We start from the raw sequence: 24,654 nt of genomic DNA, 5'->3' as shown, positions 1-24,654 counted from the left end.
CATCGCGCCAGCCGTTTCGGCGCCGGAGTTCCCATGCGCTTGCGACACATCGAGGTATTCAACGCCGTCATGCTCACCGGCAGCGTGAGCGGCGCCGCACGGCTCATCAACGTGACCCAGCCGGCGGTGAGCCGCATCCTGCAGCATGCCGAACTGCAGCTCGGCTTCGCGCTGTTCCAGCGCGCCAAGGGCCGGCTCGTGCCCACGCCGGAGGCGCTCACCCTGGCGCCGCATGTGGAGCGGCTGTTCGCGCAGCTCGACGAGGTGCAGCGCCTGGCCGGCAACCTGAAGCTGGGCCAGAGCGAGGCCGAACTGCGCGTGGTCAGCGTGCTCGCGCTGAGCTTCGAGATGCTGCCGCGCGCCATCCGGCGCTTCCGCGTCAGGCACCCCGACGTGCCGATCAGCCTCAAGGCCTTGCATTCGCCGCAGATCGTCTCGGCGCTGGTCCTGCAGGAGGCTGACATCGGCTTCCTCTTCAGCGCCGCCGGCCACGCCGCGCTGGCGCAGGAGCCGCTGGCCGAGGCGCGCATCGTCTGCGTGGCGCCCAAGGGCTTGTTGCCTGCGCGTCTGCTCAGGCGCGGCAGCGTGGCGCTGGCGGATCTGGCCAAGGCGCCGGTCATCGGTCTGGACGTGCACGATCCCGTCGGCCGCAGCCTGAACCAGGCCTGCCGCGAAGCCGCCGTGGGCCTGCAATTCCGGCTGACGGTGCAGACCTACCATGCGGCGCTGGCCCTGGCGCACCACGGGCTGGGCGTGGCCTTGGTGGACGGGTGCACGGCGGCTTCGGCGGACCCGGCGAAGGTCGATGTGCTCGCGCTCGAACCCTTGATTCCCGTGCCCATCATGGCCTTGCGGCCGGCAGGCAAGCCGGGTTCGGTGGCGGCGCGGGCTTTTGTGCGCTGCCTGCAGCAGACGCTGGCCGAGGTCGTTTAATCCAAGTCGGCGACACACTCCGTTCGTGCTGAGCCTGTCGAAGCACCTGTGTCCCTTCAAGGAGCACTTCGACAGGCTCAGTGCGAACGGGGTCACCCGAGGCTTTCGACCACACCTTCCGCCGTGCCGAAGGCCAGCGTGAAGCCGAGCGCGCCATGGCCCGTGTTGAACACCAGGTTGCTCGGCGCGCGCGGCAGCCGGCCGACGATGGGCAGGCCGGTGGGTGTGGCCGGGCGCATGCCGGTCCAGGGGTTCAACTCGGCAAAGCTGCTGCAGGCCGGGAACAGCGTTTTCGTGGAGACCACGAGCGAGGCGATGCGGTCGTCCGGAATGGCGTCGTCGTAGCCCACGAGTTCGGCCATACCGGCCACGCGCAGGCGTTCGCCGACCCGCGCGAACACCACCTTGCGCGCGCTGTCGGTCACGCTGACGCGCGGCGCGTCGCTTGCGGCGAGATCGGTGGGCACGGTGATGCTGTAACCCTTGAGCGGATACACCGGCAGGAACGCGCCGAGCATGCCGGCCAGCTTCGGCGAGAACGCGCCCAGCGCCATGACGAATTGATCCGCCGTGACCTCGCCACGCGCGGTGCGCAGCGCCACGAGCCGCTCGCCACGCCGCTCGAAGCCTTCGATGTGGGTGTCGAGCAGGAAGGCGACGCCGCGCGCGCGCAGCACGTCGACCAGGCCGCTACAGGTCTTCAGGCAGTCGGCTGCGCATTCGCTGGGCGTGTGGATCGCGCCGGCGATGTGCGGCGCGTAGTGCCGCAGCGCGGGCTCGATGGCCACACATTCGACCGCGTCCACGGCGCGCTGCTGCACGCCGAGCGACTGCTGCAGCGCGAGCTGTTTCGTCGCCTTCTCGAACGAAGCTGCCGTGGCGTACAGCACCAGCTTGCCGGTGGCCGAGAAATCGCAGGCCAGGGCTTCGCGCTGCATCATCGCTTCGAAGCCGAGCCGGCTGCGTGCGGCCAGCGCGAGCAGGGCCACGGTGGTGCTGCGCGAGGTCTCGGCATTGCAGGCCGCGAGGAACTGCAGCGCCCAGCGCCATTGCGCCGGATCGAGCTGGGGGCGCAGCTTCAGGGGTGACGACCTGGAGAACAGCAGCGTGGGCAACTGGGCCCAGATCGACGGATCGGCCAGCGGCTGCACATAGGAATAACTGAGCTGTGCGCCGTTGCCGCCGCTGGCGCCGCGGCCCGGGGCGGCGCGGTCGACCACGGTCACATCGAAGCCCGCATCGTTGAGCCGATAGGCCGTGGCCAGACCGACGATTCCCGCCCCCATCACGCAGACCCGCATTGGTTTTCTCCCTGAATGCGGCGACTTTACGGGGGATGGCAGACTTTGAACAATGCAAAAAGCGGGGCCGCCCATGACGCGAACTCATGGGCCGGCGGCCGGCCGTGGGGCGCCCTGCCCATAACTTTCCGGCATGGGCTGTCCCTCAAAATGAATTTCCGCGCCCAGGAAGCTCTGCCTACACTGGCGCTGCGTTTTCGATCCTCCCAACCGCCCCCCCCGAAAGGACTTGCATGAAATTCCACGTTGTGACCACCGCCTCCCTGCTGGCCTGCGGACTGCTGGCCGCCGCCCATGCCGACACGCTCTCCAAGGTGACGGAGAGCAACAAGATCACCGTGGCCTACCGCGAATCCTCCGTGCCTTTCAGCTACCTCGCGGGGGCCGGCGCGGCGGTGGGTTTCTCGGCCGACCTGACGGCGGCCATCGTCGATGCGGTGAAGAAGAAGGTCAACAAGCCCGCGCTTGAAGTGGTCATGATGCCCGTCACCTCGCAGAACCGCATCCCGCTGCTGACCAACGGCACGATCGACCTCGAATGCGGCTCCACCACCAACAACACGACGCGCGGGCAGGAAGTGGCCTTCGCCATCAACCATTTCTACACCGGCACGCGGCTGCTGGTGAAGAAGTCTTCCAACATCAAGAACTACGCCGACCTGGCCGGCAAGAACGTGGCCAGCACCACCGGCACCACCAACGCCCAGGTGATCCGCAAGTACAACACCGACAACAACCTCGGCATGAACGTCGTGCTGGGCAAGGACCACGACGATTCGCTGCTGATGGTGGAAGGCGGCCGCGCCGTGGCCTTCGCGATGGACGACATCCTGCTGTTCGGCCTGAAGGCCAACTCGAAGGATCCGGCCTCGCTCGACGTGGTCGGCGATTCGCTGCAGGTCGAGCCCTACGCCTGCATGCTGAGGAAGGACGACCCGGCCTTCAAGGCGCTGGTCGACGGCGTGATCTCGGGCCTCATGAAGTCGGGTGACTTCGAGAAACTCTACACCAAGTGGTTCATGTCGCCGATCCCGCCGAAGAACATCAACCTGAACCTGCCGATGAGCCAACAGTTGAAGGACAACTTGAAGGCGCTCAGCGACAAACCCGCGATGTGAGCGGAGCCGCGGCGATGAAATCCCCCAGCGTGGTCGGCATCCTCGGCGGCATGGGCCCGGCGGCCGGGGCGGATTTCGCACGGCTGTTCGTGCAGGCCTGCGCGGCGCATCTGCAGGCGCTCGGCCTGCCGGTGTCGGACCAGTCGTTCCCCGAACACTGGCTGGCCCAGGTGCCCGTGCCCGACCGCACCGCCGCCCTGGATGCGCCGCATGCCGGGCGAGCTGGCGCGCACCAGCCGCTCGACCCGATGCTGCAGGCCCTGGGCCGGCTCGCTGCGCTCGGCGCCACCACCGTGGCCGTGGCCTGCAACACGGCCCATGCCTGGCACGGCTTGCTGCAGCAGCGGTTCCCGCAGATCGAAGTGCTGCACGTGGCGCATGAAGTCGCTCACGACCTGCGGGCGCAAGGCGTGCGCGAAGTCGGCCTACTGGCGACAGCCGGCACTTACCGCGCAGGCCTGTACGACGGTGTGCTGCGAGACGCCGGCATCGCCTGCCATCTGCCCACCGAGGCCGAGCGCGAGCGTTTGATGCATGGCATCTACCACGGCGTGAAGGTCAACGACCTGGCGCTGGCACGCGATTGTTTCGAACCCGTGGCGCGCGCACTGGCCGAACGGCATGGCCTGTCCACGCTGATCCTCGGCTGCACCGAGATCCCGCTGGCGCTGCCCGCCGTGCCCGGTCACCCGCGGCTACGGTGTGTGGACCCGGCCTGGGTGCTGGCCCGGGCGCTCGCGCGGCGCGCGTATGCGGGCTTCCGCGAGGAAAGGCCGATGCTCGCGGCCTGAGTTGCATTTGGAGATGTATCCGCCCAACCCGGGAGATACCGGCAGGTAAACTGCGGCGGACCTCACTTCTGGACACCATGCCCCCGATCCGTTCCGCGCTCACCGGCCTGCTCATCACCCTTGGCGGCGCTGGCGCACTTGCGGAGACGGCCCCCGAGCCGGTGGCCAAGGACTTCCAGATGGTGCAGCGCATCGACGACGTGTTGATCGGCGTGGACACCATTTCGCTCGAACTGATCGGCAGCCGCTACGTGGTCGGCAGTTATTTCCTGATCAACATGCGCCAGCCGAGCCCGATTGCCGGGCGGGCGGAGTTCGTGGCCGATTGCCAGGGCCCGCTGCGCATCGCCACGCTGGCCTCCACGCTGCCTTCAGGGTCGCTGTCGCCCGATGCGCCGGTGCTGCCGCCGCAGCGGCGCGCGGGTGCGATCGACGTGGCTGGCCTGGCCTTCAACGCCGTGCACATGCTCGATGGCACCTGGATGGTGGCGGACTTCGCCTGCCAGGCCTCGAGCCAGCCCGGCCGGGCCGTGCAGTTGGCCAGGAAGAGCCTGGAAGAGGGGGGGCCGCCCGACATGCAGACGCTGTATTGCGATCTGCAATCCGACGGCAAGGGCGCCGTGCGGCGCGGGGTGCAGATCCGTTTCAGCGACAGCGAGGATGCCGTCGTGGTCAATCGGCAGTGGCTGAGTTCCGGCTACGTGACCGACACCGCCGTGGTGTTCGGCAGCGCCGCGCAGTGGGTGGTGGACCGCTCGGCGCGCGAGGCGCGGTTGATTGCGCCCAATGGCAAGCGGCTTTTCACCGGCGCTTGCGACAAGAGGCCGCCTGCCGACGGGCAGCCAGGCGGTTGAGCAGGGCTCAGACGGGGTGCGTCTTCCGGCGGCTTGCGACACCGCCCATGACCCCGAGCGCGCCCAGCATCAGGGCCAGGCTGCCCGGCTCGGGCACGTGGTTCTCGCCAGAACCGCCGCTCGACAGCTTGTCGACAACCAAGTAGTCCTGGTAGGTCGGATTGGTGTAGACGCTGATCTGGTATTGGCTGGTGACAGACTTCAACCCGTCCAGCCAGCCCTGGGCGAGCGCGGCGGTACCGACGCCGGTCGATGTTTCGATCAGATTGCCGGAAGCCAGGTCGTAGTGCAGGCTGCCGTCGATGCGATCGGTTTCCTGCACGATTTCCCAGATGGCCATTTGCAGTGCGCCGGTGGCCTGGGCGGTGAGCGGGCTGCTGCCATTCCATCGATCGAACTCGGTCATCAGGCGGCGAAGGTCGTCCGCCTTTTCCGCGCCGAAGTAGCTGAGGCCGTCGACGAGACTGTAGACGTTGGTGGCGTAACCGGAATACTGACTTAGTTGTACGCAGTAGGCCTGGAAGAGACTGGAGACCCCGTCGTCCGTTTTAATAAATTGCATCAAGCCCGCGTGGTAGACGGTCTCGCCGAACACGGGAGCGCTGTTGACATAGTCGACGGTTTGCCCGCCCTCGAAAGTGTCCTGGTAGGCCAGAGTGGTCGTGGCGCCTGCTGAGCTGGCCTGCAGGCCCCACAAAGCGACGGCAGCCGCAGTCCAGAGTTTGACCGATGGGATCCGCTTGAAAAACGAAGTGGTTGGCATGGTGCTTCCTCAAAATTTGCTGAGTTTTTGAACTAATTGAGGCTTGCATGCTATTCGTATACCGAAATACAGCTCGTCAAATTTTTAACGTCGATAAATTTTGTTCTTAATTTGTAATTTATATTTTTTATGTATACATCAAAAATATAAATAGAAACGCACTGGCCGACTCTTTGCAGCCAGTGGAAAGCGGATCGGTATGCGGGGAGGCGTCGATGCGTGGGAGGACGCTGCGCAAGCCGCCCGCTGGTGCCTAGCTCAGCAGCGCCTGCGCGAATTCGCGCGCGTTGAAGGTTTCCAGGTCCTCGAGCTTTTCGCCGACGCCGATGAAGTAGACCGGGATTGGCCGCTCCTGCGCGATCGCCGCGAGCACGCCGCCCTTGGCCGTGCCATCGAGCTTGGTGACGATCAGGCCGGTCAGGCCGATGGCGTCGTCGAAGGCGCGGACCTGGGCCAGCGCGTTCTGGCCGGTGTTGCCGTCGATGACCAGCAGCACCTCGTGGGGTGCGGTCGCATCCGCCTTCTGCACCACGCGGCGGATCTTCTTCAGTTCTTCCATCAGGTGCAGCTGCGTCGGCAAGCGGCCGGCGGTATCCACCAGCACCACGTCCTTGCCGCGCGCCTTGCCCGCGCTCACCGCGTCGAAGCTCACCGCGGCCGGGTCGCCGCCTTCCTGGCTGATGATCTCCACCGTGTTGCGGTCGGCCCAGACGCCGAGCTGCTCGCGTGCCGCGGCGCGGAAGGTGTCGGCCGCGGCCAGCAGCACACTCGCGCCTTCGGTGGCCAGGTGCTTGGTGAGTTTGCCGATGGACGTGGTCTTGCCGGCGCCATTCACACCCGTGACCATGATCACGGTCGGCGTGTACTGGCCGATCACGAGCGACTTCTGCAAGGGGGTGAGCAGGTCGGTGAGGGCGTCCGCCAGCAGGCCCTTGACGGCGGCCGGGTCGGCGGCCTTGTGCTCCTTCACGCGGCGCTTGAGGTCGGCGAGCAGGCGTTCGGTGGCCTTGACGCCGGTGTCGGCCATCAGCAGCGCGTCCTCGAGTTCCTCGTAGAGCGCGTCGTCGATTTGCGTGCCGGTGAAGACGGTGGCGATGCTCGAGCCGGTCTTGCGCAGGCCCGCCTTGAGTTTGTCGAGCCAGCCCTTGCGTGCGGGCGCGACGGCGGGCTCGGCGGCCGGGAAGTCGACGGCAGGCTCGGGTGCTGGCTTCCACGAGGGGGCTGGGCCGGGCGCCGGCGCGGCTGCGGGCGGCGTTGCAGGGGTCGGTATCGGGGCAGGGGCTGGCACCGGTTGGACAGGGGCCGCGGCATCGGGCTGCGGCGCCGGTTCGGCCGGCGGTTTGCCGCCGAAGGCGTTGCGCAGCCAGCCCAGGGGCGAGCTGCCGGATTTCTCGGCCGGCATCTCGAAGCGCGGCGCGAGCTCGGGCACGAGCAGCGCCGGATCGAGCGTGGCTTCGGGCGCAGGTTCAGCGGAGGGCGCGGCGATTTCGGGCGCGGGCGTCGCTGGTTCGGGCAGGGGCGGCGGCGCGGCGACTTCGGGCTGAACTGCGGGTGGAAGCGGTTTTTTCTTGAAAAAGCTGAACATTTGGTGCGTTCTTAGAATCAATGATTCTATGAAACGCTTCAACGTCCTGTTTTCTTCCTTGCTTTGTCTTGGATTCTGGCTTCCAGCCATCGCGCAGACCGCACCATCCCCCGGCCCTTCCGCCACGCCCCAGCCGAGCGCCTCGGCCTCCGCCCAGGCCACGCAGTTCGTGCTGCCCAATGGACTGACCGTGATCATCAAGCCCGACCGGCGCGCGCCGACGGCGGTGAACATGCTGTGGGTGCGCGTGGGCGCGATCGACGAGGTGGACGGCACGTCCGGCGTGGCCCATGCGCTCGAGCACATGATGTTCAAGGGTTCGGCCCAGTTGAAGCCCGGCGAGTTCTCGCGCCGCGTGGCCGCGCTCGGCGGGCGCGAGAACGCATTCACCACGCGCGACTACACCGGTTATTACCAGCAGATTCCTTCCAGCCGGCTCGAGGACGTGATCCGCCTGGAGGCCGACCGTTTCGCCCACAACCAGTGGCCCGACGGTGAATTCAAGAAGGAGATCGAAGTCGTGAAGGAAGAGCGGCGCATGCGCACCGAGGATTCGCCGCGCGCCCAGCTCTACGAGGCGCTGAACGCGGCCGTGTTCACGGCCTCGCCCTACCACCGCCCCGTGGTCGGCTGGATGAGCGACCTCGACGCAATGACACCAGACGACGTGCGCAACTTCTGGCGCACCTGGTACGCACCCCACAATGCCGCCGTGGTGGTGGCCGGCGACGTGGACGTGGCCGAAGCCAAGCGCCTCGTCGAGAAGTACTACGGCGCGATTGCGCAGCGCGCGCTGCCCGCACGCAAGCCGCGCATCGAACCCGCGCAGGCCGGCATCCGCCGCATCGACTTCAAGGCGCCGGCCGAGCAGGCCTACGTGGCGCTGGCCTTCCGGGTGCCGTCCTTTGCCGGCATCGACGCGACCGACGCCGGCAGCAACGACGCGCTGGCGCTGACCATCCTGGCCGAGGTGCTCGATGGTTATCCCGGGGCGCGGCTGGACCGCGCGCTCACCCAGGGCGAGGGCCGCGTGGCCGACAGCGCCGGCGCCGGCAACGGCCTGCTCGGCCGCGGCCCCCAGCTGTTCACGCTCGACGGCGTGCCCGCCGCCGGCAAGACGGCCGAACAGGTGGAAGCCGCGCTGCGCGAGCAGGTGGCGCGCATCGCCCGCGAGGGCGTGTCCGACGCCGAACTGCAGCGCGTGAAGACGCAGTGGGTGTCGAGCGAGGTCTACAAGCTCGACTCGGTGATGGGCCAGGCGCGCGAACTCGGCAGCAACTGGGTGCAGGGCCTGCCGATCGATGCCGGCGACCGCATCATTGCGCGGCTGCGCGACGTCACCGCCGCCCAGGTGCAGGCCGTGGCGGCGAAATACTTTGGCGATGACCAGCTCACCGTGGGCGTCCTGCGGCCCCAGCCGGTGGATCCGAACCGCAAGCCGCGCACCCCGCCACCCGGCGCCAGGCATTGAGAGCACCACGCCATGATCACTATCAAAAAAATAGCTAGCAGCGCAGCATTCATCTGCGCGAGCGGCCTGTTTTGCATCCATTCCGCCTGGGCGGCGATTCCGATCCAGCAGTGGACGCAGCCCAGCGGCGCGCGCGTCTTCCTCGTCGAAAGCCCGGCCATTCCGATGCTCGATGTGCAGATCGACTTCGACGCCGGCGGCCGGCGCGATCCACCAGCGCAAGCCGGCCTGGCCAGCCTCACGGCCAGCATGAGCAACAAGGGCGTGGCCGCACGCGGCGGTGAACCCGCGCTCGACCAGAACGCCTGGAGCGAGGCCTGGGTCGATCTCGGGGCGTCGTTCGGTGCGGGTGCGGGCGACGACCGCATGAGCTTTTCGCTGCGCACGCTGACCTACCCGGACCTGATGGACAAGGCCGCGCGCCTGGCCGCGCGCCAGCTCGGCGAGCCGGCCTTCGCCGCCGATCTGTGGCAGCGCGAACGCCAGCGCATCGCCGCCGCCCTGAAGGAGGCCGACACCAAGCCGGCCACCATCGCCGGCCGGGCGTTCCAGCATGCCGTGTATGGCGATCACCCGTATGGCTACGAGCTGACGCAGGCCTCCCTGGACCGTGTGCAGACCAGCGACATGCAGGCGTATTTCTCGCGCATGGTCCAGCCCTGCCGGGCCACGGTGAGCCTGGTCGGTGCGGTGAACCGCACGCAGGCCGATGCCCTGGTGCGCACGCTGCTGTCGCGCATACCGGCGACCGAAGGCTGCACGCCGCTGCCGCCGGTGGGCGAGGTGGCGCCGCTCGCGGCACCCAACGACATCCGCATCCCGTTCGCCTCGGCGCAGGCGCAGGTGTTCATCGGCCAGCCCGGCTTCAAGCGCGACGATCCGGACTTCTTCGCGCTGACGGTCGGCAACTACATCCTCGGCGGCGGCGGTTTCGTCTCGCGCCTCACCGAGGAGGTGCGCGAGAAGCGCGGCCTGAGCTACAGCGTCTACAGCTACTTCGCGCCGGGCCAGCATGCGGGTGCGTTCACCATCGGCCTGCAGACCCGGCCCGACCAGGCGGCCCAGGCCGTGCAGGTGTCGCGCGAGGTGCTGGCCAAGTTCGTGGCCGACGGGCCGACGCCGGCCGAGCTCAAGGCCGCCAAGGACAACCTGATCGGCGGCTTCGCGCTGCGCATCGACAGCAACCGCAAGCTGCTCGACAACGTGGCCAACATCGCCTGGAACAGGCTGCCGCTCGATTACCTCGACACCTGGACGCAGCGTGTGAATGCCATCACCGTGGCCGACGTGAAGGCCGCCTTCGCGCGCAAGCTGCAGCCGGAAAAGATGGTGACGGTGGTGGTGGGTGGCGGCGCCCCCTGATGCGGGCTTGCATTAAGCTCGCGGCATGACCACCGCTCCCCGCTCCGAACGGCCGCAGGCCAAAAAGAAACCGACCACGCCCCGGCGCAACACCACGCCGCCCGGTGAGATCCGCCTGATCGGCGGCCTGTGGAAGCGCACCAAGCTGCCCGTGGCCGACAAGCCCGGCCTGCGCCCCACGCCCGACCGCGTGCGCGAAACCCTGTTCAACTGGCTCGGCCAGGACCTGACCGGCTGGCGCTGCATCGACGCGTTCGCCGGCACCGGCGCGCTCGGCTTCGAAGCCGCCTCGCGCGGCGCGGCCGAAGTTATCATCGTCGAGCAGGATGGCATCCTGGTCTCGCAACTCATGGCGACCCAGAAGAAACTCGCCGCCAGCGCGGTGCAGGTGCGGCGCGGCGACGGCGTCGGCCAGTTGCGCCAGCTGGCCCCCGCGAGCCAGGACGCGGTCTTCCTCGACCCGCCGTTCGACGCCGAGGTCTACGAGCCGGCGCTGCGCGCCGCGGCCGCCGCGATCAAGCCCGATGGCCAGATCTACCTCGAGGCCGGCCAGCGCTGGACCGATGAAGCCCTGGCGGAGATCGGCCTGGCGTTGCACCGCCACCTGAAGGCCGGCGCGGTGCATGCGCACCTGCTGCGTCGCCTCCCCGATACCGCCACTGCCTAGGACCCCGCCATGTCGCACAAGATCATCGCCGTCTATCCCGGTACCTTCGACCCGATGACCCTGGGCCACGAGGACGTGGTGCGACGGGCCACGCAGCTCTTCGACACGGTGATCGTGGCCGTGGCCGCCGGGCACCACAAGAAGGCCATGTTCTCGCTCGAGGAGCGCATCGAGATGACACGCGAGGCGGTGAAGGCCCATCCGCGCGTGACGGTCGAGAGTTTCTCGGGGCTGCTGCGCGACTTCGTGGTGGCGCGCGGCGGCAAGGCCATGGTGCGCGGCCTCCGGGCGGTGACGGATTTCGACTACGAATTCCAGCTTGCGGGGATGAACCGCACGCTGATGCCCGATGTGGAAACCGTCTTCCTCACCCCGAGCGACAAATACCAGTTCGTCTCCAGCACTTTCGTCCGGGAGATCGCGGTGCTGGGCGGGGAAGTCGACAAGTTCGTTTCGCCGGCCGTGTTCGAACGGCTGATGGACAAGGTCAAGGCGCTGGGCCAGGCTTGAGGCCTGAAGCGGCGACGCAAGGTCGCTGACGCTCTGCCGTAGCGGCGTGATGGACGCAATTTGTCAAGTGCACTACGCCATTTTTACGTTTTGTGGCAAGGGAAGATTCCCGTAGTTTTTTACACAAAACCGCTATATTTTGTATCTGCTTGGCCTAAACTGTGGCTTGTCCAAGCGTCACTTGTATTCCGTGCGCATTGGCTTCGCTGCTTGTGAACAATTTTTCGTGCATCCACGGTGCCGAATTCCCGCGCAGGCTCCCCATCAGCCCTCACCGGCGCCTGAACCTGCGCCAAGGAAACCATCGTGCCCCAGCTTTTCACCAGATACCGGTTGCGCCTCCCCCTCTCCCTGTCGATGATCTCCGCTGCGGTGCTGTTGTCGGGGTGTCTCGGTGGCGGGGACGGCGGCGTGGCCAGCCCATTGGCCGCCAGCATCCGCTACACCACGGGCGGTGTGCCGCACATCAAGGCCGACAGCTTTGCCGGCGCGGGTTATGGCTACGGTTATGCCTTCGCCAAGGAAAACCTCTGCCTCTACGCCGAGGAACTGGTCACCCTGCGGGGTGAAAGGGCGCAGTATTTCGGCATGGCCAACGGCTACCTGGGCCAGTTCGGCACTACCTTCGGCAACGTCGATTCGGACTTCTTCTACCGGCTCCTGCTGACCGCCGACCAGGTCGCCAAAACCAAGGCCGCGGCCAGCACCCAGGTGCAGGGGCTGCTGTCGGGTTTTGCCGCCGGCTACAACCGTTATCTGCGCGACACCCCGGCCGCCCAATTGCCGGCCGCCTGCGCCGGCAAGCCCTGGCTGCGGCCGATGACCGAGTCCGACGCCTACCTGCGCGTGCTGCAGGCCGCAATCACGGCCAGTTCGCTGGGCTTCATCGGCGAGATCGGCAGCGCGCAGCCGCCCACGGCGTCCAAGAGTGCGAAGGTGGCCACCGCTGCCCCGGTGGCGGCCACGTCGGCGGCCTACGAATCCTCGCCGATCGGGCAGGCGCTTTCGAAGATCCGCGAACACGAGGTGGGCTCCAACGGTTACGGCCTGGGCAGCGACGTGACCGACAACGGCCGTGGCCTGCTGCTGGCGAACCCGCATTTCCCATGGTGGGGCGTGCTGCGCCTGAACCAGCTGCACCTTACGGTCGCCAATGAAAACTACGACGTCAACGGCGCCACGCTGCTCGGCGTTCCGCTGCCGCTCATCGGCTTCAACAGCAAGCTGGCGTGGACGCATACGCTGTCCACCGACAACCGCTTCACGCTGCGCTACCTGGCGCTCGACCCGGCCAGCCCCACGCGCTACATCAAGGACGGCCAATCCGTGGCGATGACGGCTGTGCCCCTGACCATCAACGGCACCGCCGCCGACGGCAGCGTGGTGCCGATCACGCGCACGCTCTACACCACGGAATACGGCCCGATGCTGATGGACAGCAGCTTCACCTGGAGCACCAGCGCGGCCTTTGCCATCCAGGACGCGAACCTGTCCAACTACAAGCTGATGGACCAGTTGCTGCTCAACGGCAAGGCCGACAGCGTGGACAGCCTGCGCCAGGCCTCGGCGACATACATGGCGCTGCCCTGGGTCAACACCGTCGCCGCCGACAGCGCCGGCCAGACCCTGTTCGCCAACTATTCCGTGGCGGCGAACGTGAGCGACGCGCAACTGCTCGGCGGCTGCGTGCCCGGCGCCTCGGTCGGCGCGCCGTTCGATGCGCTGCTGGCTTCGACCGGCGTGGTCGTGCTCAGCGGCACCACTGCCGCATGCGACTGGCGCGGCGCGGTGCCCGCGGCCGACCGCCCCTGGGTGAAACGTTCCGACTATGTGCTCAACACCAACGACAGCCATTGGTGGCCGAGCCTCGACACCTTCCTCACCGGTTTCCGCAAGATCATCGCCACCGGTCCGAATGCCGAAGGCCAGTTGCAGAACAACCGCACCCAGACCGGCCATGCGCAGGTCCAGGACCGGCTGGCCGGCACCGACGGCCTGGCCGGCAAGCGCTTCAACCTGGCCAACCTGCAGCAGGTGCTGGTGAAGACCCGTTTCTTGCGCGCCGAACGCTGGCTGCCCGACTTCACCACCGCCTGCCTGGCTTCGACCAACGCCAGCGCCGCCGCGCGCGACGCCTGCACCGTGCTGCAGGACTGGGACAAGACCCATGGCATGAGCAGCCAGGGGGCGATCCTGTTCCAGGAACTCTACCTGGCGCTCGGGGAACTCAATGCGCAGAGCTGGTGGGCCGTGCCTTTCGACCCGGCCAACCCGATGACCACGCCGCGCGGCGCGGCCAATACCGCGGCGGCGCTGGCGCAGCTGGAGACCCTGGTGGCTTCGACGCAGTTCGACACCCCGCAAAAGCGCCGCACACGGCCGCAGGACGTGCAGATCCTCGTGCGTGCCGACGGCAACATCGCCGTGCCCGGCGGCGCCAAGACCTTCTACAACTGGAACGGCCAGAAGACCGAAGTCGCACCCGGCAACTTCATCTACACCGCCGACCCACTGACCCAGGCCGGCGCGGCCGGCAACAGCTACATCCAGTTCGTCACCTGGGACAGCGCCGGCCCGGTCGCCGAAGGCCTGCTGACCTACGGCCAGTCGTCCAACCCGGCCAGCCCCTTCTACAGCGACCAGACGCGCAAATATGCGGCGGGCCAGTGGAACAAGCTGCCCTACACCGAGGCCCAGATCAAGGCCGACGCCGGCTACAGCGTCGTGGACATTGCCGAATAACCCACCGGTTTCGCGGCGCGCAAGCTGCGCCGCCTGCAACCGGCCGGCCAGCGCCTGCATCTGCGGCTGGGTGGTGCCGGTGGCGCACCGCGTCGAGGTGTTGATCCTGCAGCACCCGCTGGAAGTGGCCCATGCCAAGAACAGCGCGCGGTTGCTGCACTTGTGCCTGCCGCACAGCAGGCTGGTGGTCGGCGAGGCCTTCGATGACAAGACCTGGCTCACGGCGCCGTGGAACGCGGGCGACGCGCCGCGCCGGCCGGTGTTGCTCTACCCCGCAACACCGCTCGACCAGGCCGTGGACCTGGTACCCCCACCTGCGCTCGATGCGGCCAGCCTGGCCGAGCCGGCGCGGCTGCGCCTGGTGGTGCTCGACGGCACCTGGCGCAAGAGCCGCAAGATGCTCTACGCCAGCCCGGCGCTGCAGCAGTTGCCGCGGCTGGCACTGCGCGACATACCCCCATCCAGGTACCTGATCCGCAAGGCGCGCCGGCCCGATCAGCTGTCCACCCTGGAAGCCGTTTGCGCGGCGTTGAAGCAGATCGAAGGGGATGCCGTGGCGGTGGGGCCGCTGCTGGCTGCGTTCGACGGCTTCGTGGGTCAGCAATTGAGCCACCGGACACTCGGTCGATAGCGTCCCCGCGAGCGCCGACGCTCGAACGCCTTCAGGGGTTCCCGGCGCCGCCATGCCTTTTCCAGCGCTTAAGGGAAAGTCCCCATCAAAACGGGTTGACCGTCAAAATGTCATCGTTAACAATTCGGATAACGTTAACAATAGTTGACATTTCTTTGCATCAACACAACGGAGACAAGATGAAAAAAGCAGCAAGCGCGACGAGGGGACTGGTCCGGACGCTTCGGTTATCACCCATCTCGCTGTCGATCGTGGGCGCCTTCGGCGCGGTCGCATTCGCCGTGGCCGGCTGCGGCGGCGGCGGTGGGGAAATGGCCCAGCCGGATCTGGGTGCGCGCAGCAAGCCCATCCTGACGGTCGATGCGAAGAAATTCAAGGATCTGAACGGCAACGGCAAACTGGATCCTTATGAGGATTGGCGGCTTTCGGTCGACAAGCGCATCGACGACCTCGTCGGCCAGATGACCCTGGAGGAAAAAGCCGGCCTGATGCTGATCGACACCATGAATGCGGGGACGAACGGGGCCTTGCCGGCCAACGCAACTACTTTTGTTAACGACAACAAAATGCGCCGCTTCATCCTGCGCAGCGTGGTCACGGCCACGCCAACGTCCGGCCAGGTGACGCCGCTGCAGGCCGCGACGTTCACCAATGCGGTGCAGGAACTGTCGGAGGCCTCGCGCCTGGGCATTCCGTCGATCTTCAAGTCCAACGCGCGCAACCATTACGAGAAGGACGCACGTGTCGGCATCAACGAAGCCGCGGGCGCCTTCACAGAATTCCCCAAGGAAGCGGGCATCTCGGCCGCGGCCCTGGGCGAAGAGTCCCTGAAGTCCGGCAAGGAGCCCACCGTCGGCGACATGTCCATCGTCAAGACTTTTGCCCAGACCATGGGCGACGAATGGAAATCCATCGGCCTGCGTGGCATGTACGGCTACATGGCGGACATGTCCACCGAACCGCGCTGGTACCGCGTGCACGAGACCTTCACGGAAAACGCCGACCTCAATTCGAACATCATCAAGACACTGGTGGAGACCCTGCAGGGGCCGATGGTGAACGGCAGCTCGGTGAGCCCCACATCGGCGGTGGCCCTGACGATGAAACATTTCCCGGGTGGCGGACCGCAGGAGCTCGGCCTCGATCCGCATTACACCTTCGGCAAGACCCAGGTGTACCCGGGCGGCAACTTCGGCTACCACCTGAAGCCCTTCATGGCTGCGATCAACGCCGGGGTTTCGGCCATCATGCCGTACTACGGCGTGCCCATCAACGTGACGTACGAAGGCGTCAAATACGACCAGCTCGGCATGGCGTTTTCCAAGCAGATCGTGACCGATCTGCTGCGCGGCAAGCTGGGCTTCAAAGGCTATGTCAATTCGGACACCGGCGTGATCAACGATCGCGCCTGGGGCCTCGAGAACAAGACCGTGCCCGAACGCGTGGCCACCGCCATCAACGGCGGCACCGAAACGCTCTCCGGCTTCAACAGCGTGAAGACCATCGTCGACCTCGTCAACGCCAACCTGATCACCGTGGACCGCGTCAACGAAGCCGCACGGCGATTGCTGAAGGAGCAGTTCCAGCTCGGCCTGTTCGAGAACCCGTACGTGGACGCGAGCCTGGCCACGGCCGCCATCGGCAGCGATGCCAACCGCGCCAAGGGCATGGAAGTGCAGCGCAAATCGATCACGCTGCTGCAGAACCAGGACAAGACGCTGCCCCTCAAGGCCGCCGCCAAGGTCTACACCATGGGCATGGCCAAGTCCGACGTCGAGAAATACGGCTATGCCGTGACCGACGGTGAAGCGCTGGTCAACGGTGTACGCCCGAGCGCGGCCGGCGCCGACTACGCCGTCATCCGCGTGGAGGTCTCAAATCCACGTGCGGCCACCGGCGTTTATCGGAGCAGTGATCCGGCCACCGGCGCCAATCCGGCCTTCATCAGCCCCATCACCGGCAAGACCTACGGTGCAGACGATCCGACGAACCTGGACAATGGTTTGGGCTTCGGCGGTGCCTATCCGTGGGAAGCCAGCAACCTGTCGTTCACGGCGATGGCGGCATCGCAGTCCTGGCAGATCTCGCCCAAGCTTGCCGATATCAAGGCCGTGATGAACGAGGTCGGCGCCAAGAAGACGGTGCTGAGCATCTACTTCCGCCAACCCTATGTGCTCGACGACGCGAGCGGCCTGAAGAACGCTGGCGCCATCGTGGCCGGCTTCGGCGTGAGCAATACGGCGCTGCTCGACGTGCTGAGCGGCAAGTTCAAGCCGCAGGGCAAGCTGCCGTTCGCACTGGCCAACAACCTGCAGGCGATCGTGGACAACCAGCCCGACGTGCCCGGTTATCCGGCCAAGGACACGCTGTACCCGTTCGGATTCGGGCTGACCTACTGAGTGTTGTGAGTGGTGAGCGGCGTCGCCTCCTGGCGGCGCCGACTGTTCCCATCAATGGCGCCGCGCAACGCTGGTGCCTATTTCAAACCGGCCGACTTTCCCACGGCAAGCCTCACCGCGTGCGGGGTGTCGGGTCAATGACGTCGCCATAGGAGTTCCCATGCAATCCAAGATTTTCAAGATGAAGCGGCTGGTCGAAGCGCTTGCCCTGGGCCTGGTCGTCTCGACCGCACTCGTGGCCTGCGGTGGCGGCGGCGGTGGCAACGGTGCGGGCGCGGTGTCCGTGGACGCGCTGCGCAACCAGACCTCGCTGGCCAAGAACTGGAAGTTCGTTCAGGACGACAACCTGACGGACACCCAGGCACTGGCCGCCAGCGGTACCAACTGGGCGACGGTGAACCTGCCACACACCTGGAACGCGATCGACGCCGCCACCACGGCGCAGTCGACGCCGACGACGCCTGACTACAAGCGCGGCCTGGGCTGGTACCGCCTGGAATTCGATGCCGCCGCAGCGGCAGGCAAGACACGGTGGCTGCAATTCGATGCGGCCAGCATGGTGGCCGACGTCTGGCTCAATGGCGTCAAGCTCGGCCAGCACCGAGGTGCGTTCACGGCCTTCCGTTTCGATGTCACGTCCGGCCTGAAAGCCGGCAAGAACGTGCTGCTGGTGAAGACCGACAACTCGGCCGCGGCCAACGATGCGAGCCCGACGGCGATCGCCCCGCTCGGCGGTGACTTCAACGTGGCGGGCGGCCTGTACCGCACCGTGTCGCTGATCGAAACACCGTCCACCGCGCACATCGCGCTGGACGATCTCGGCAGCAGCGGCGTGTTCGCCAAGACCACCTCGCTGACGGGCACGAGCGCCACGGTGAACGTGCTGGCCAAGCTGAAGAACGACTCTTCCACCGACGGGACCTATACCGTGACGGCTTCGCTCGTCGAGGCCGACGGGAAGACCTTGAAGAAGTCGTCGACCGCACAGGTGACCCTGAAGGCTGGACAAAGCGCACCGCTGGCTCAGGACATCAACGTCGACCAGCCGCACCTCTGGCAAGGCTTGAGCGATCCCTACCTCTACCACCTGGTCGTGGAGCTGAAGGATTCGACAGGGGCGGCGGTCGACCGCGTGGTGCAGCGCTTCGGTGTGCGGGAGATGCGCTTCGATGCGAACCAGGGCTTCTTCCTGAACGGCAAGTCGATCCCTCTGCATGGCGTGAACATCCACCAGGACGAACTGGGCAAGGCCTGGGCGATCACCAACGAGGATATCGACCAGACCTTCGCCTTCATCAAGGAAGTGGGGGCCAACACGGTGCGGATGGCGCACTACCCCCATTCCGACTACACCGTGCAGCAGGCCGACAAGCTCGGTGTCGTCGTATGGGCCGAGTTGCCGCTGGTGAATGCCACGTCGAAGGCGAGCCTGGTCGATCCCGAAACCACCGGGTTCGCGGAGAACGCGCGCGTGCAACTCCAGGAACTGATCCGGCAGAAGTTCAACAATGCGTCGATCGGCCTGTGGTCCATCGCCAATGAAGTCACCGGCGGCAACGATGCACGCAACAACGTCCAACCCCTGTTGAAGAGCCTGAACCAGGTGGCCAAGTCCGAGGATCCGACCCGCGCGACCACCCTGGCCAACCAGGTCACCCGCAATGGCGACGTCGTGCTGCCCGATACGCTGACGCAGACCGGCTACACCGATACCTACGGTGTCAACCGCTACTTCCAGTGGTACTACGGCACCTCGGAGACGCAGCTCGGCGAAAACCTGGATGCGCTGCATGCGCAAATCCCGACACAGCCGATCGGCGTGAGCGAGTACGGTGCCGGCAACGCCATCACGCACCACACCGACAACGTGTTCGGCGGCCGGGTCTGCTCGAGGGACACCAGCGGCTTCACCCGCATCTGCTACCAACCGGAAGGTTATGCGAACTACGTGCACGAAAAGGCGTACAACGAGATCGTCAAGCGGCCTTATCTGATGGGCACCTGGATCTGGAACATGTTCGATTTCGGCTCGGGCAACCGGCACGAGGGCGACATCGGCCAGACCAATACCAAGGGCATTGTCACATTCGGAAGAGACGTCAAGAAGGACGTCTTCTACTTCTACAAGGCCAACTGGACACAGACGCCGGTGACCTACATCACCAGCCGCCGCTACACCCAACGCGCTTATCCGGTCACCGACATCAAGGTCTACAGCAACGCGAGTTCGATCACGCTGCAGGTCAATGGCCAGGCGGTGGGCAGCAAGGCCGCGGCGGACTGCCCGCTCAAGGTGTGCGAGTTCAAGAACGTGGCGCTCCAGGCCGGCAACAACAGCGTGGTCGTCAACGGTACCCACGGCTCGGAAACCGTCACCGACGCAGTGAGCTGGAACCTGGCGCAGGAGAACGCGACCAACTTCTTCATCGCCGCCGGCGGCTTGACCACCGGTTTCCTCTCCAACGACCCGCTGCTCGGCCAACACCGCTACGGTTCGGACAACTTCTTCGTCGGTGGCGAACTGCCGCCGATCACGGGGCGTTCGAGCGTCGGCCTGACAGGGGCCGTGGCGATCAATGGGCTCGGCACCACCACCATTCCGGAAACCGGCCGGGTCTGGGACATGTGGCGCGAGGGCAATGCGTTCAGCTACAACCTTCCGCTCGCCAACGGCTCCTACATGGTCACCCTGGGTTTCCTCGAGCCCACCGCCACGGCCAATGGCGCACGCGTGTTCAACGTGAATGCAAACGGTGCCAATCAAATTGCCAACCTCGATGTGCTGCAGGCCGCCGGCGCGCGCAACACGGCCATCGTGCGGAAGTTCCCGGTGACGGTGAGCAACGGCCGGCTGTTGCTCGACTTCCAGGGCGTCACCGGCAAGGCGATCGTCTCCAACATCGCGGTCGTCAAGCAGTAGACGCCATGGCGATCAGGGGCTCTCCGGCGCGAGAGCCCTTTCTTTGTCTTCCATCCTTTCCTCGACAGGTCGATGTCCATGGATTTCTGCCTTCCACTGCTGCTGGCCAGCGTGCCATGGATCACCGTGCTGCTGGCCCTGGCCGGTGCGGCGACAGACCTGGCCGAACAGGAGGCCCCATCGTTGCCGCCGTCGTCCGCGGAGCAGGCCGTGCTCTGAACCCTCGGCCGGGCGGCGGCGCTGTCTTCCTTCGTTGAGACCCGAATCCGGACCGGGTGACAGCACTACACTCTTCAGTTCCTCGATCTCGCTGCGTCGCCACGCGATGCGAGCATCGGCAATGCAAAGGAGCATCGGAACTGTGATCAAGAAGACCCAGGCGCTCACCGTCCATGACGTGGCCAGGCTGGCAGGCGTTTCGACGATGACAGTCTCACGCGCGATCAACACGCCGGACAAGGTCTCACCGTTGACGCTGCAGAAGGTCAAGCAGGTCGTCGCCCAGATCGGCTATGTGCCCAACGCCATGGCCAGCGGCTTGCGGCTTTCCCGGGCCAAGCTGGTGGCGGCCGTGCTGCCCACGCTCACCGGCCCGGTGTTCCAGGAAACCGTCCGTTCGCTGGCCAGCGCGCTGGACCAGGCCGGCTACCAGCTGATGATCGGGCAGACCGGCTACGAGACTTCGCGCGAAGATGCGCTGCTGGATGCGGTGATTCGCCGGCGGCCGGACGGTATCGTGCTGGTCGGCATCCTGCACTCCGTCGAGGGGCGCCGCCAGTTGCTGTCCTCCGGCATACCGGTGGTGGAAACCTGGGACCTGACGCCTACACCCATCGACATGCTGGTCGGTTTTTCCCATGAACGCATCGGCGAGTCCGTCTGCCGGTTCCTGGCGGGCAAGGGCTACCGCCGCCCGGTGCTGCTGACCGCCAGTGACCCGCGTGCGCAAAGACGGCTCGAAGGATTCCGCCGCGCCGCCGGGACGCTGGGCCTGGAGGTGCCCGCCGTCGTGGTGGATGCGCCGACCACGCTGGCGTCGGGGCGATCCGCCATTGCGGAAACGCTCGCGCTGTACCCGCAAACCGATGCCGTCTTCTGCAGTTCCGACATGCTGGCGCTGGGTGTGCTGATCGAGTTGAATGCGCGCGGTCTGGTGGTGCCGCGCGACATGGGCGTGGTCGGGCTCGGCGACATCGAATTCGCCAGGAGCCTGGACCCTCCGCTGACGACGGTGAAGATCGACGGCGTTCGCATGGGGGAACTCGCCGCGCAACTGATCGTGAGCCGGTCCCAAGGTGTGCGCATCGACCAGCACATCGTCGACATCGGGTTCGAAATCGTGGAGCGGGACAGCACCTAGGCGGCGCGGCGTGCCGCACGGCGCCTCTATTTGCTGGACTGCGCCTCGGCCATCGCCCGCGCGGTGGCGATGCGCATCTTCTCCATCATCGGCGCCACGCGCGATTGCACCAGGGCCATGGTCTTCTGCATCACGATCGGCATCTTGTTGGTCAGTGCCTCGCCGGCCGGGCTGCGGTAGAAGGCCACCAGGCCGTCCACCTCTTCCTGGGTGAAGCTTTCCTGGTAGAGCTGCACGTACAGCGGCTTCAACGTGGCCCAGGACATTTCCTCCTTCATGGCTTCGGCGAACTGGCGCGGCGCTTTGTCCAGGAAGCGCTGCAGCTGCGGCGTGACCTTGCGGCCGGCCAGCGTCTGGGCCATGCCCTGGCGCAAGGTGTTTTCCATGTTCGCGTTGACCGACTCCATGATGGCTTCGCTCTTGGTCGCCACCAGCAGCGCCTCCACGGATTCGGTGCTGGGCGGCTCGGCCCGGCAGGCCAGGGTGGCGGTGAGCAAGGCGAGGGCGAGCAGGGTTTTGCGCATGGCGAGGAAATGGGATGTCGGCATATAGAAAGAATAGCAGCCTGCGCCCTGGCCGCGCCCGCCGGAGGGCAATTGGACGTGTAAAGGGGTGGTATCAGGGTGCCGGCGCGTTCTTTGCGAGATCGCACCACATGTGCACCTTGGCCACGAACCCGTCGCCGACGCGCACGGCCAGCGGCTCGGTGCCGTAGGCCTCGAAGCCGCAGCCTTGGTAGAGGGCGATCGCCGCCTGGTTGCCCTCTGTCACGGTGAGCTGGAGGACGCGCAGGCCGGGCCGTGCGCGCGCGTGGGCCAGCACGGCCTGCACCAGTTGCCGGCCGAGGCCCCGGCCGCGGGCCTGTTCGCCGACCACCATGCCGAACAACGTGGCCTTGTGGCGCGTCTTCTCGCGGGTTTCGAAAGACAGGCCGGCCACGCCGAGGATGTGGCCGCCTTCGACCCACCCGAACACGCATTCACCAGCGTCCGCCGCCGGCTCCAGCCGTGCCGCCCACCAGGCCAGCGGCAGCGCGGCGCGGTCGGCCACGCTGGAAGTGAAGGCGTCCGGGTGGTCGGCATAGGCCTTCAGCATCAATGCGCGGTAGGCGGTTGCGTGGCTGGGAACGAGGCGTTGGACGGACATGGCGAAGCTTTCTTGTCGGGCCGGAGAGCGACAGTCAGTGCGCGATCGCGGCCAGGCGGTGGCGAGGGCAACGTACTGTAAGGGCTGGCTGTTGGTGCGGCAACGCACAGACGGCACTGCGGGAAGGGACGAAACTCCGAAAGGCATCCACCTTTGCCTTACAGGCCCCCCTGCGAAAGGCCTGCCCCATGAGCCGAACAGAATCCAGAGACGACCCCAGAGAGGACCCTAGCGGCGGCGCCGGCTTCGTTGCCGCCGCGGCCGTGGCCCGGTGGGGCAACATCGTCGATGCGCTCACGCCGGTGCTGGGCCAGCGCGGCCTGGCGGCGCTGTACCGGCGCACGCTGACCGTCGCCGGCCGAACCCATCCCTGCCTGCTGCAGGCCCTGGAAGACACCGAACCGGTGAGCTTCCAACCGCTGCGCAGGATGCTGGTGCAGCAGTCTGCCGATACCGCGGCCGCGGCCACCGATGCGTCGCTCGAAACCTTCCACGAATTGCTGAACAGCCTGATCGGTCGATCCCTGACCCAGCGCCTGCTCGGCACGCTGTGGTCCCCCGAATTCAGCGGCTCGCCCGTGCAGGACAAATCGAAATGAAGACCAAAGTAGAAATCAACCGGCTCGCCACCGGCGTGCCTGGCCTGGACGCAGTGCTCGGCGGCGGCCTGCCGGAGTTCTCGTTCAACCTGATCGCCGGCCCGCCGGGTTGCGGCAAGACCACGCTCGCGCACCAGATGATGTTTGCGCTGGCCACGCCCGAGCGCCCGGCGCTGTACTTCACCGTGCTCGGCGAGCCGCCGCTGAAGATGCTGCGCTACCAGCAGCAGTTCAGCTTTTTCGACAGCGGCAAGGTCAACGATTCGATCCGGTTCATCAACCTGTCCGACGAAACCGTGGCCGGCGACCTGGACGTGGTGCTCGAGAAGATCAGCTCCGAAGTGCAGGCGCGCAGTCCATCGCTGGTCTTCGTCGATTCCTTCCGCTCGGTGGTGCTGGCCAGCCAGGTCAAGGGCAAGCCGGGCAATGAACTGCAGCGCTTCGTGCAGCAGCTCGGCATGCTCATGACGAGCTGGCAAGCCACCACCTTCCTGATCGGCGAGTATTTCAACGAGACCGATGCCAACCCGGTCTTTACCGTGGCCGACGGCCTGATCTGGGTGCGCCAGAGCGTGCAGCGCAACTCCATGGTGCGCAAGATGGAAATCCTGAAGATGCGCGGGCAGCCCACGCTGCCGGGCTTGCACACCTTTCGCATCGGCCCGGACGGCATCCAGGTGTTCGCACCCGTGGGGCAGGCCACGGCGTCCTCTCCCGCCGCAGTGGCCGTGCCGGACGCAAGCCGGATCTCCATCGGCGTGCCTGCGCTCGACGAGATGCTCGGCGGCGGGCTGCCGCGCGGCTACTCGGTGCTGGTCGCCGGGCCTTCGGGCTCGGGCAAGAGCATTCTGGCCGCAGCCTTCCTGGCCGAGGGGGCGCGGCAGGGGGAGACCGGCGTCATTGCGGCGTTCGAGCAGCAGCCCAGCGGCACGCGCAACCGGCTGCTGGCCGATCTCATCGCCAGCGGTTCGGTGGGCATCGTCGACAGCCGCGCGCCCGATCTTTCGATCGATGAAATCGTGCTGTTGCTGCAGGCGGAAATCCAGCGGCTCAAGGCGACGCGGGTGGTGATCGACTCGCTGTCGGGCTTCGAATTGGCGCTGGCCCCCACCTTTCGCGACGATTTCCGAGAATCCCTTTCGAGGCTGGTGACGGCGCTGGCCAGCACCGGCGTCACGGTGCTGATGACCTCCGAGCTCGAAGACCGCTACACCGACCTGCGCTTCAGCCCCTACGGCACGGCCTTCCTCACCGACGTCATCATCGTGCAACGCTACATCGAGGTCGACAGCCGGCTGCGCCGCATGATCGCGGTGGTGAAGATCCGGGCCAGCGCGCATTCCGACGAGATGCGGCTGTTCCGCATCGATGGTGCGGGCATCCACATCGGCGAGATGCTCTCCGACCGCGAAGGCCTGCTCGGCGGCAGGCCGACCTACCGAAGCCCCGGGCCCAGCGATCCGGGGCGCACTCGCGGTTGATCCGGGCCGCAAGCAGCCACG

Annotated in this window: 21 protein-coding genes; 16 read left to right on the top strand and 5 right to left on the bottom strand. The window is 66.5% G+C overall.

Features of this window, described 5'->3' with window-relative positions:
* Nucleotides 1-33 precede the first annotated feature (33 nt).
* Nucleotides 34-933 (top strand): LysR substrate-binding domain-containing protein, encoded by a 900-nt coding sequence (locus RD110_RS20390; RefSeq protein WP_076201548.1) that lies wholly within the window; start codon nt 34-36, stop codon nt 931-933.
* Nucleotides 934-1,025: 92 nt separating this feature from the next.
* On the opposite strand, the gene RD110_RS20385 is transcribed toward RD110_RS20390, so the two are convergent.
* Nucleotides 1,026-2,234 carry a D-amino acid dehydrogenase gene (locus tag RD110_RS20385; RefSeq protein WP_204249989.1) on the bottom strand — a complete coding sequence of 403 codons (1,209 nt, stop codon included), beginning with the start codon at nt 2,232-2,234 and terminating at the stop codon, nt 1,026-1,028.
* 233 nt (nt 2,235-2,467) lie between these two features.
* Here RD110_RS20385 and RD110_RS20380 point away from each other — a divergent pair, with 233 nt between their 5' ends.
* From RD110_RS20380 to RD110_RS20370, 3 genes are all read left to right on the top strand, one after another.
* Nucleotides 2,468-3,352: a transporter substrate-binding domain-containing protein gene (locus RD110_RS20380; protein ID WP_076201545.1), complete on the top strand. Its 885-nt coding sequence runs from the start codon at nt 2,468-2,470 to the stop codon at nt 3,350-3,352.
* Between the two features lie 14 nt (nt 3,353-3,366).
* Nucleotides 3,367-4,143 carry an aspartate/glutamate racemase family protein gene (locus RD110_RS20375; protein WP_076201543.1) on the top strand — a complete coding sequence of 259 codons (777 nt, stop codon included), beginning with the start codon at nt 3,367-3,369 and terminating at the stop codon, nt 4,141-4,143.
* A 77-nt stretch (nt 4,144-4,220) separates the two neighbouring features.
* The gene (locus tag RD110_RS20370; protein ID WP_076201542.1) at nt 4,221-4,997 is read left to right on the top strand and encodes a hypothetical protein; all 777 of its coding nucleotides are present in this window, start codon (nt 4,221-4,223) and stop codon (nt 4,995-4,997) included.
* 7 nt (nt 4,998-5,004) lie between these two features.
* On the opposite strand, the gene RD110_RS20365 is transcribed toward RD110_RS20370, so the two are convergent.
* Both RD110_RS20365 and ftsY read right to left on the bottom strand, forming a co-directional pair.
* Nucleotides 5,005-5,760, bottom strand: coding sequence for a PEP-CTERM sorting domain-containing protein (locus tag RD110_RS20365; RefSeq protein ID WP_083686394.1), 756 nt, complete (start codon nt 5,758-5,760; stop codon nt 5,005-5,007).
* 253 nt (nt 5,761-6,013) lie between these two features.
* Complete coding sequence (gene ftsY, locus RD110_RS20360; protein ID WP_076201539.1) at nt 6,014-7,345, bottom strand: signal recognition particle-docking protein FtsY; 1,332 nt, start codon at nt 7,343-7,345, stop codon at nt 6,014-6,016.
* Nucleotides 7,346-7,373: 28 nt separating this feature from the next.
* On the opposite strand from ftsY, the gene RD110_RS20355 reads away from it, so the two are divergent.
* The 10 genes from RD110_RS20355 (at nt 7,374) to RD110_RS20315 (ending at nt 21,407) form a co-directional block, all read left to right on the top strand.
* Nucleotides 7,374-8,816: a M16 family metallopeptidase gene (locus RD110_RS20355; RefSeq protein ID WP_076201537.1), complete on the top strand. Its 1,443-nt coding sequence runs from the start codon at nt 7,374-7,376 to the stop codon at nt 8,814-8,816.
* A 12-nt stretch (nt 8,817-8,828) separates the two neighbouring features.
* A complete protein-coding gene (locus RD110_RS20350) occupies nt 8,829-10,178 on the top strand; it encodes a M16 family metallopeptidase (RefSeq protein WP_076201536.1) in 1,350 nt (449 codons plus the stop codon).
* 25 nt (nt 10,179-10,203) lie between these two features.
* On the top strand, nt 10,204-10,845 hold the full coding sequence (rsmD, locus tag RD110_RS20345; RefSeq protein ID WP_076201534.1) for a 16S rRNA (guanine(966)-N(2))-methyltransferase RsmD: 642 nt from the start codon (nt 10,204-10,206) through the stop codon (nt 10,843-10,845).
* 9 nt (nt 10,846-10,854) lie between these two features.
* Nucleotides 10,855-11,355: a pantetheine-phosphate adenylyltransferase gene (gene coaD / locus RD110_RS20340; RefSeq protein WP_076201532.1), complete on the top strand. Its 501-nt coding sequence runs from the start codon at nt 10,855-10,857 to the stop codon at nt 11,353-11,355.
* A gap of 333 nt (nt 11,356-11,688) precedes the next feature.
* Nucleotides 11,689-14,097 carry a penicillin acylase family protein gene (locus RD110_RS20335; protein ID WP_157900263.1) on the top strand — a complete coding sequence of 803 codons (2,409 nt, stop codon included), beginning with the start codon at nt 11,689-11,691 and terminating at the stop codon, nt 14,095-14,097.
* Entirely contained in the window at nt 14,087-14,728 is a 642-nt protein-coding gene (locus tag RD110_RS20330; RefSeq protein WP_076201529.1) for a tRNA-uridine aminocarboxypropyltransferase, read from the top strand. The genes RD110_RS20335 and RD110_RS20330 overlap by 11 nt, the downstream gene beginning before the upstream one ends.
* A 179-nt stretch (nt 14,729-14,907) precedes the next feature.
* On the top strand, nt 14,908-17,127 hold the full coding sequence (locus RD110_RS20325; RefSeq protein WP_083686393.1) for a glycoside hydrolase family 3 protein: 2,220 nt from the start codon (nt 14,908-14,910) through the stop codon (nt 17,125-17,127).
* Between the two features lie 160 nt (nt 17,128-17,287).
* Nucleotides 17,288-20,047 (top strand): glycoside hydrolase family 2 TIM barrel-domain containing protein, encoded by a 2,760-nt coding sequence (locus RD110_RS20320; protein ID WP_083686391.1) that lies wholly within the window; start codon nt 17,288-17,290, stop codon nt 20,045-20,047.
* A 78-nt stretch (nt 20,048-20,125) separates the two neighbouring features.
* Nucleotides 20,126-20,266: a hypothetical protein gene (locus tag RD110_RS28110; protein WP_157900261.1), complete on the top strand. Its 141-nt coding sequence runs from the start codon at nt 20,126-20,128 to the stop codon at nt 20,264-20,266.
* A 205-nt stretch (nt 20,267-20,471) separates the two neighbouring features.
* Nucleotides 20,472-21,407 (top strand): LacI family DNA-binding transcriptional regulator, encoded by a 936-nt coding sequence (locus RD110_RS20315; RefSeq protein WP_239467082.1) that lies wholly within the window; start codon nt 20,472-20,474, stop codon nt 21,405-21,407.
* A 26-nt stretch (nt 21,408-21,433) separates the two neighbouring features.
* On the opposite strand, the gene RD110_RS20310 is transcribed toward RD110_RS20315, so the two are convergent.
* Nucleotides 21,434-21,931, bottom strand: a complete 498-nt coding sequence (locus RD110_RS20310; RefSeq protein WP_076201526.1) for a DUF2059 domain-containing protein — start codon at nt 21,929-21,931, stop codon at nt 21,434-21,436.
* Nucleotides 21,932-22,025: 94 nt separating this feature from the next.
* On the bottom strand, nt 22,026-22,553 hold the full coding sequence (locus RD110_RS20305) for a GNAT family N-acetyltransferase (RefSeq protein WP_076201524.1): 528 nt from the start codon (nt 22,551-22,553) through the stop codon (nt 22,026-22,028).
* A 188-nt stretch (nt 22,554-22,741) separates the two neighbouring features.
* Between RD110_RS20305 and RD110_RS20300 the strand changes: the two genes are divergently transcribed.
* Both RD110_RS20300 and RD110_RS20295 read left to right on the top strand, forming a co-directional pair.
* Complete coding sequence (locus RD110_RS20300; protein WP_157900260.1) at nt 22,742-23,152, top strand: hypothetical protein; 411 nt, start codon at nt 22,742-22,744, stop codon at nt 23,150-23,152.
* Nucleotides 23,149-24,633: a DUF7125 family protein gene (locus RD110_RS20295; protein ID WP_076201522.1), complete on the top strand. Its 1,485-nt coding sequence runs from the start codon at nt 23,149-23,151 to the stop codon at nt 24,631-24,633. The genes RD110_RS20300 and RD110_RS20295 overlap by 4 nt, the downstream gene beginning before the upstream one ends.
* Nucleotides 24,634-24,654 lie beyond the last annotated feature (21 nt).

The organism is Rhodoferax koreense (genome assembly GCF_001955695.1).
Lineage (GTDB): Bacteria > Pseudomonadota > Gammaproteobacteria > Burkholderiales > Burkholderiaceae_C > Rhodoferax_B > Rhodoferax_B koreensis.
Note: the sequence above shows the minus strand (reverse complement) of the source record. Positions and strands in the feature narration are given on the sequence as shown.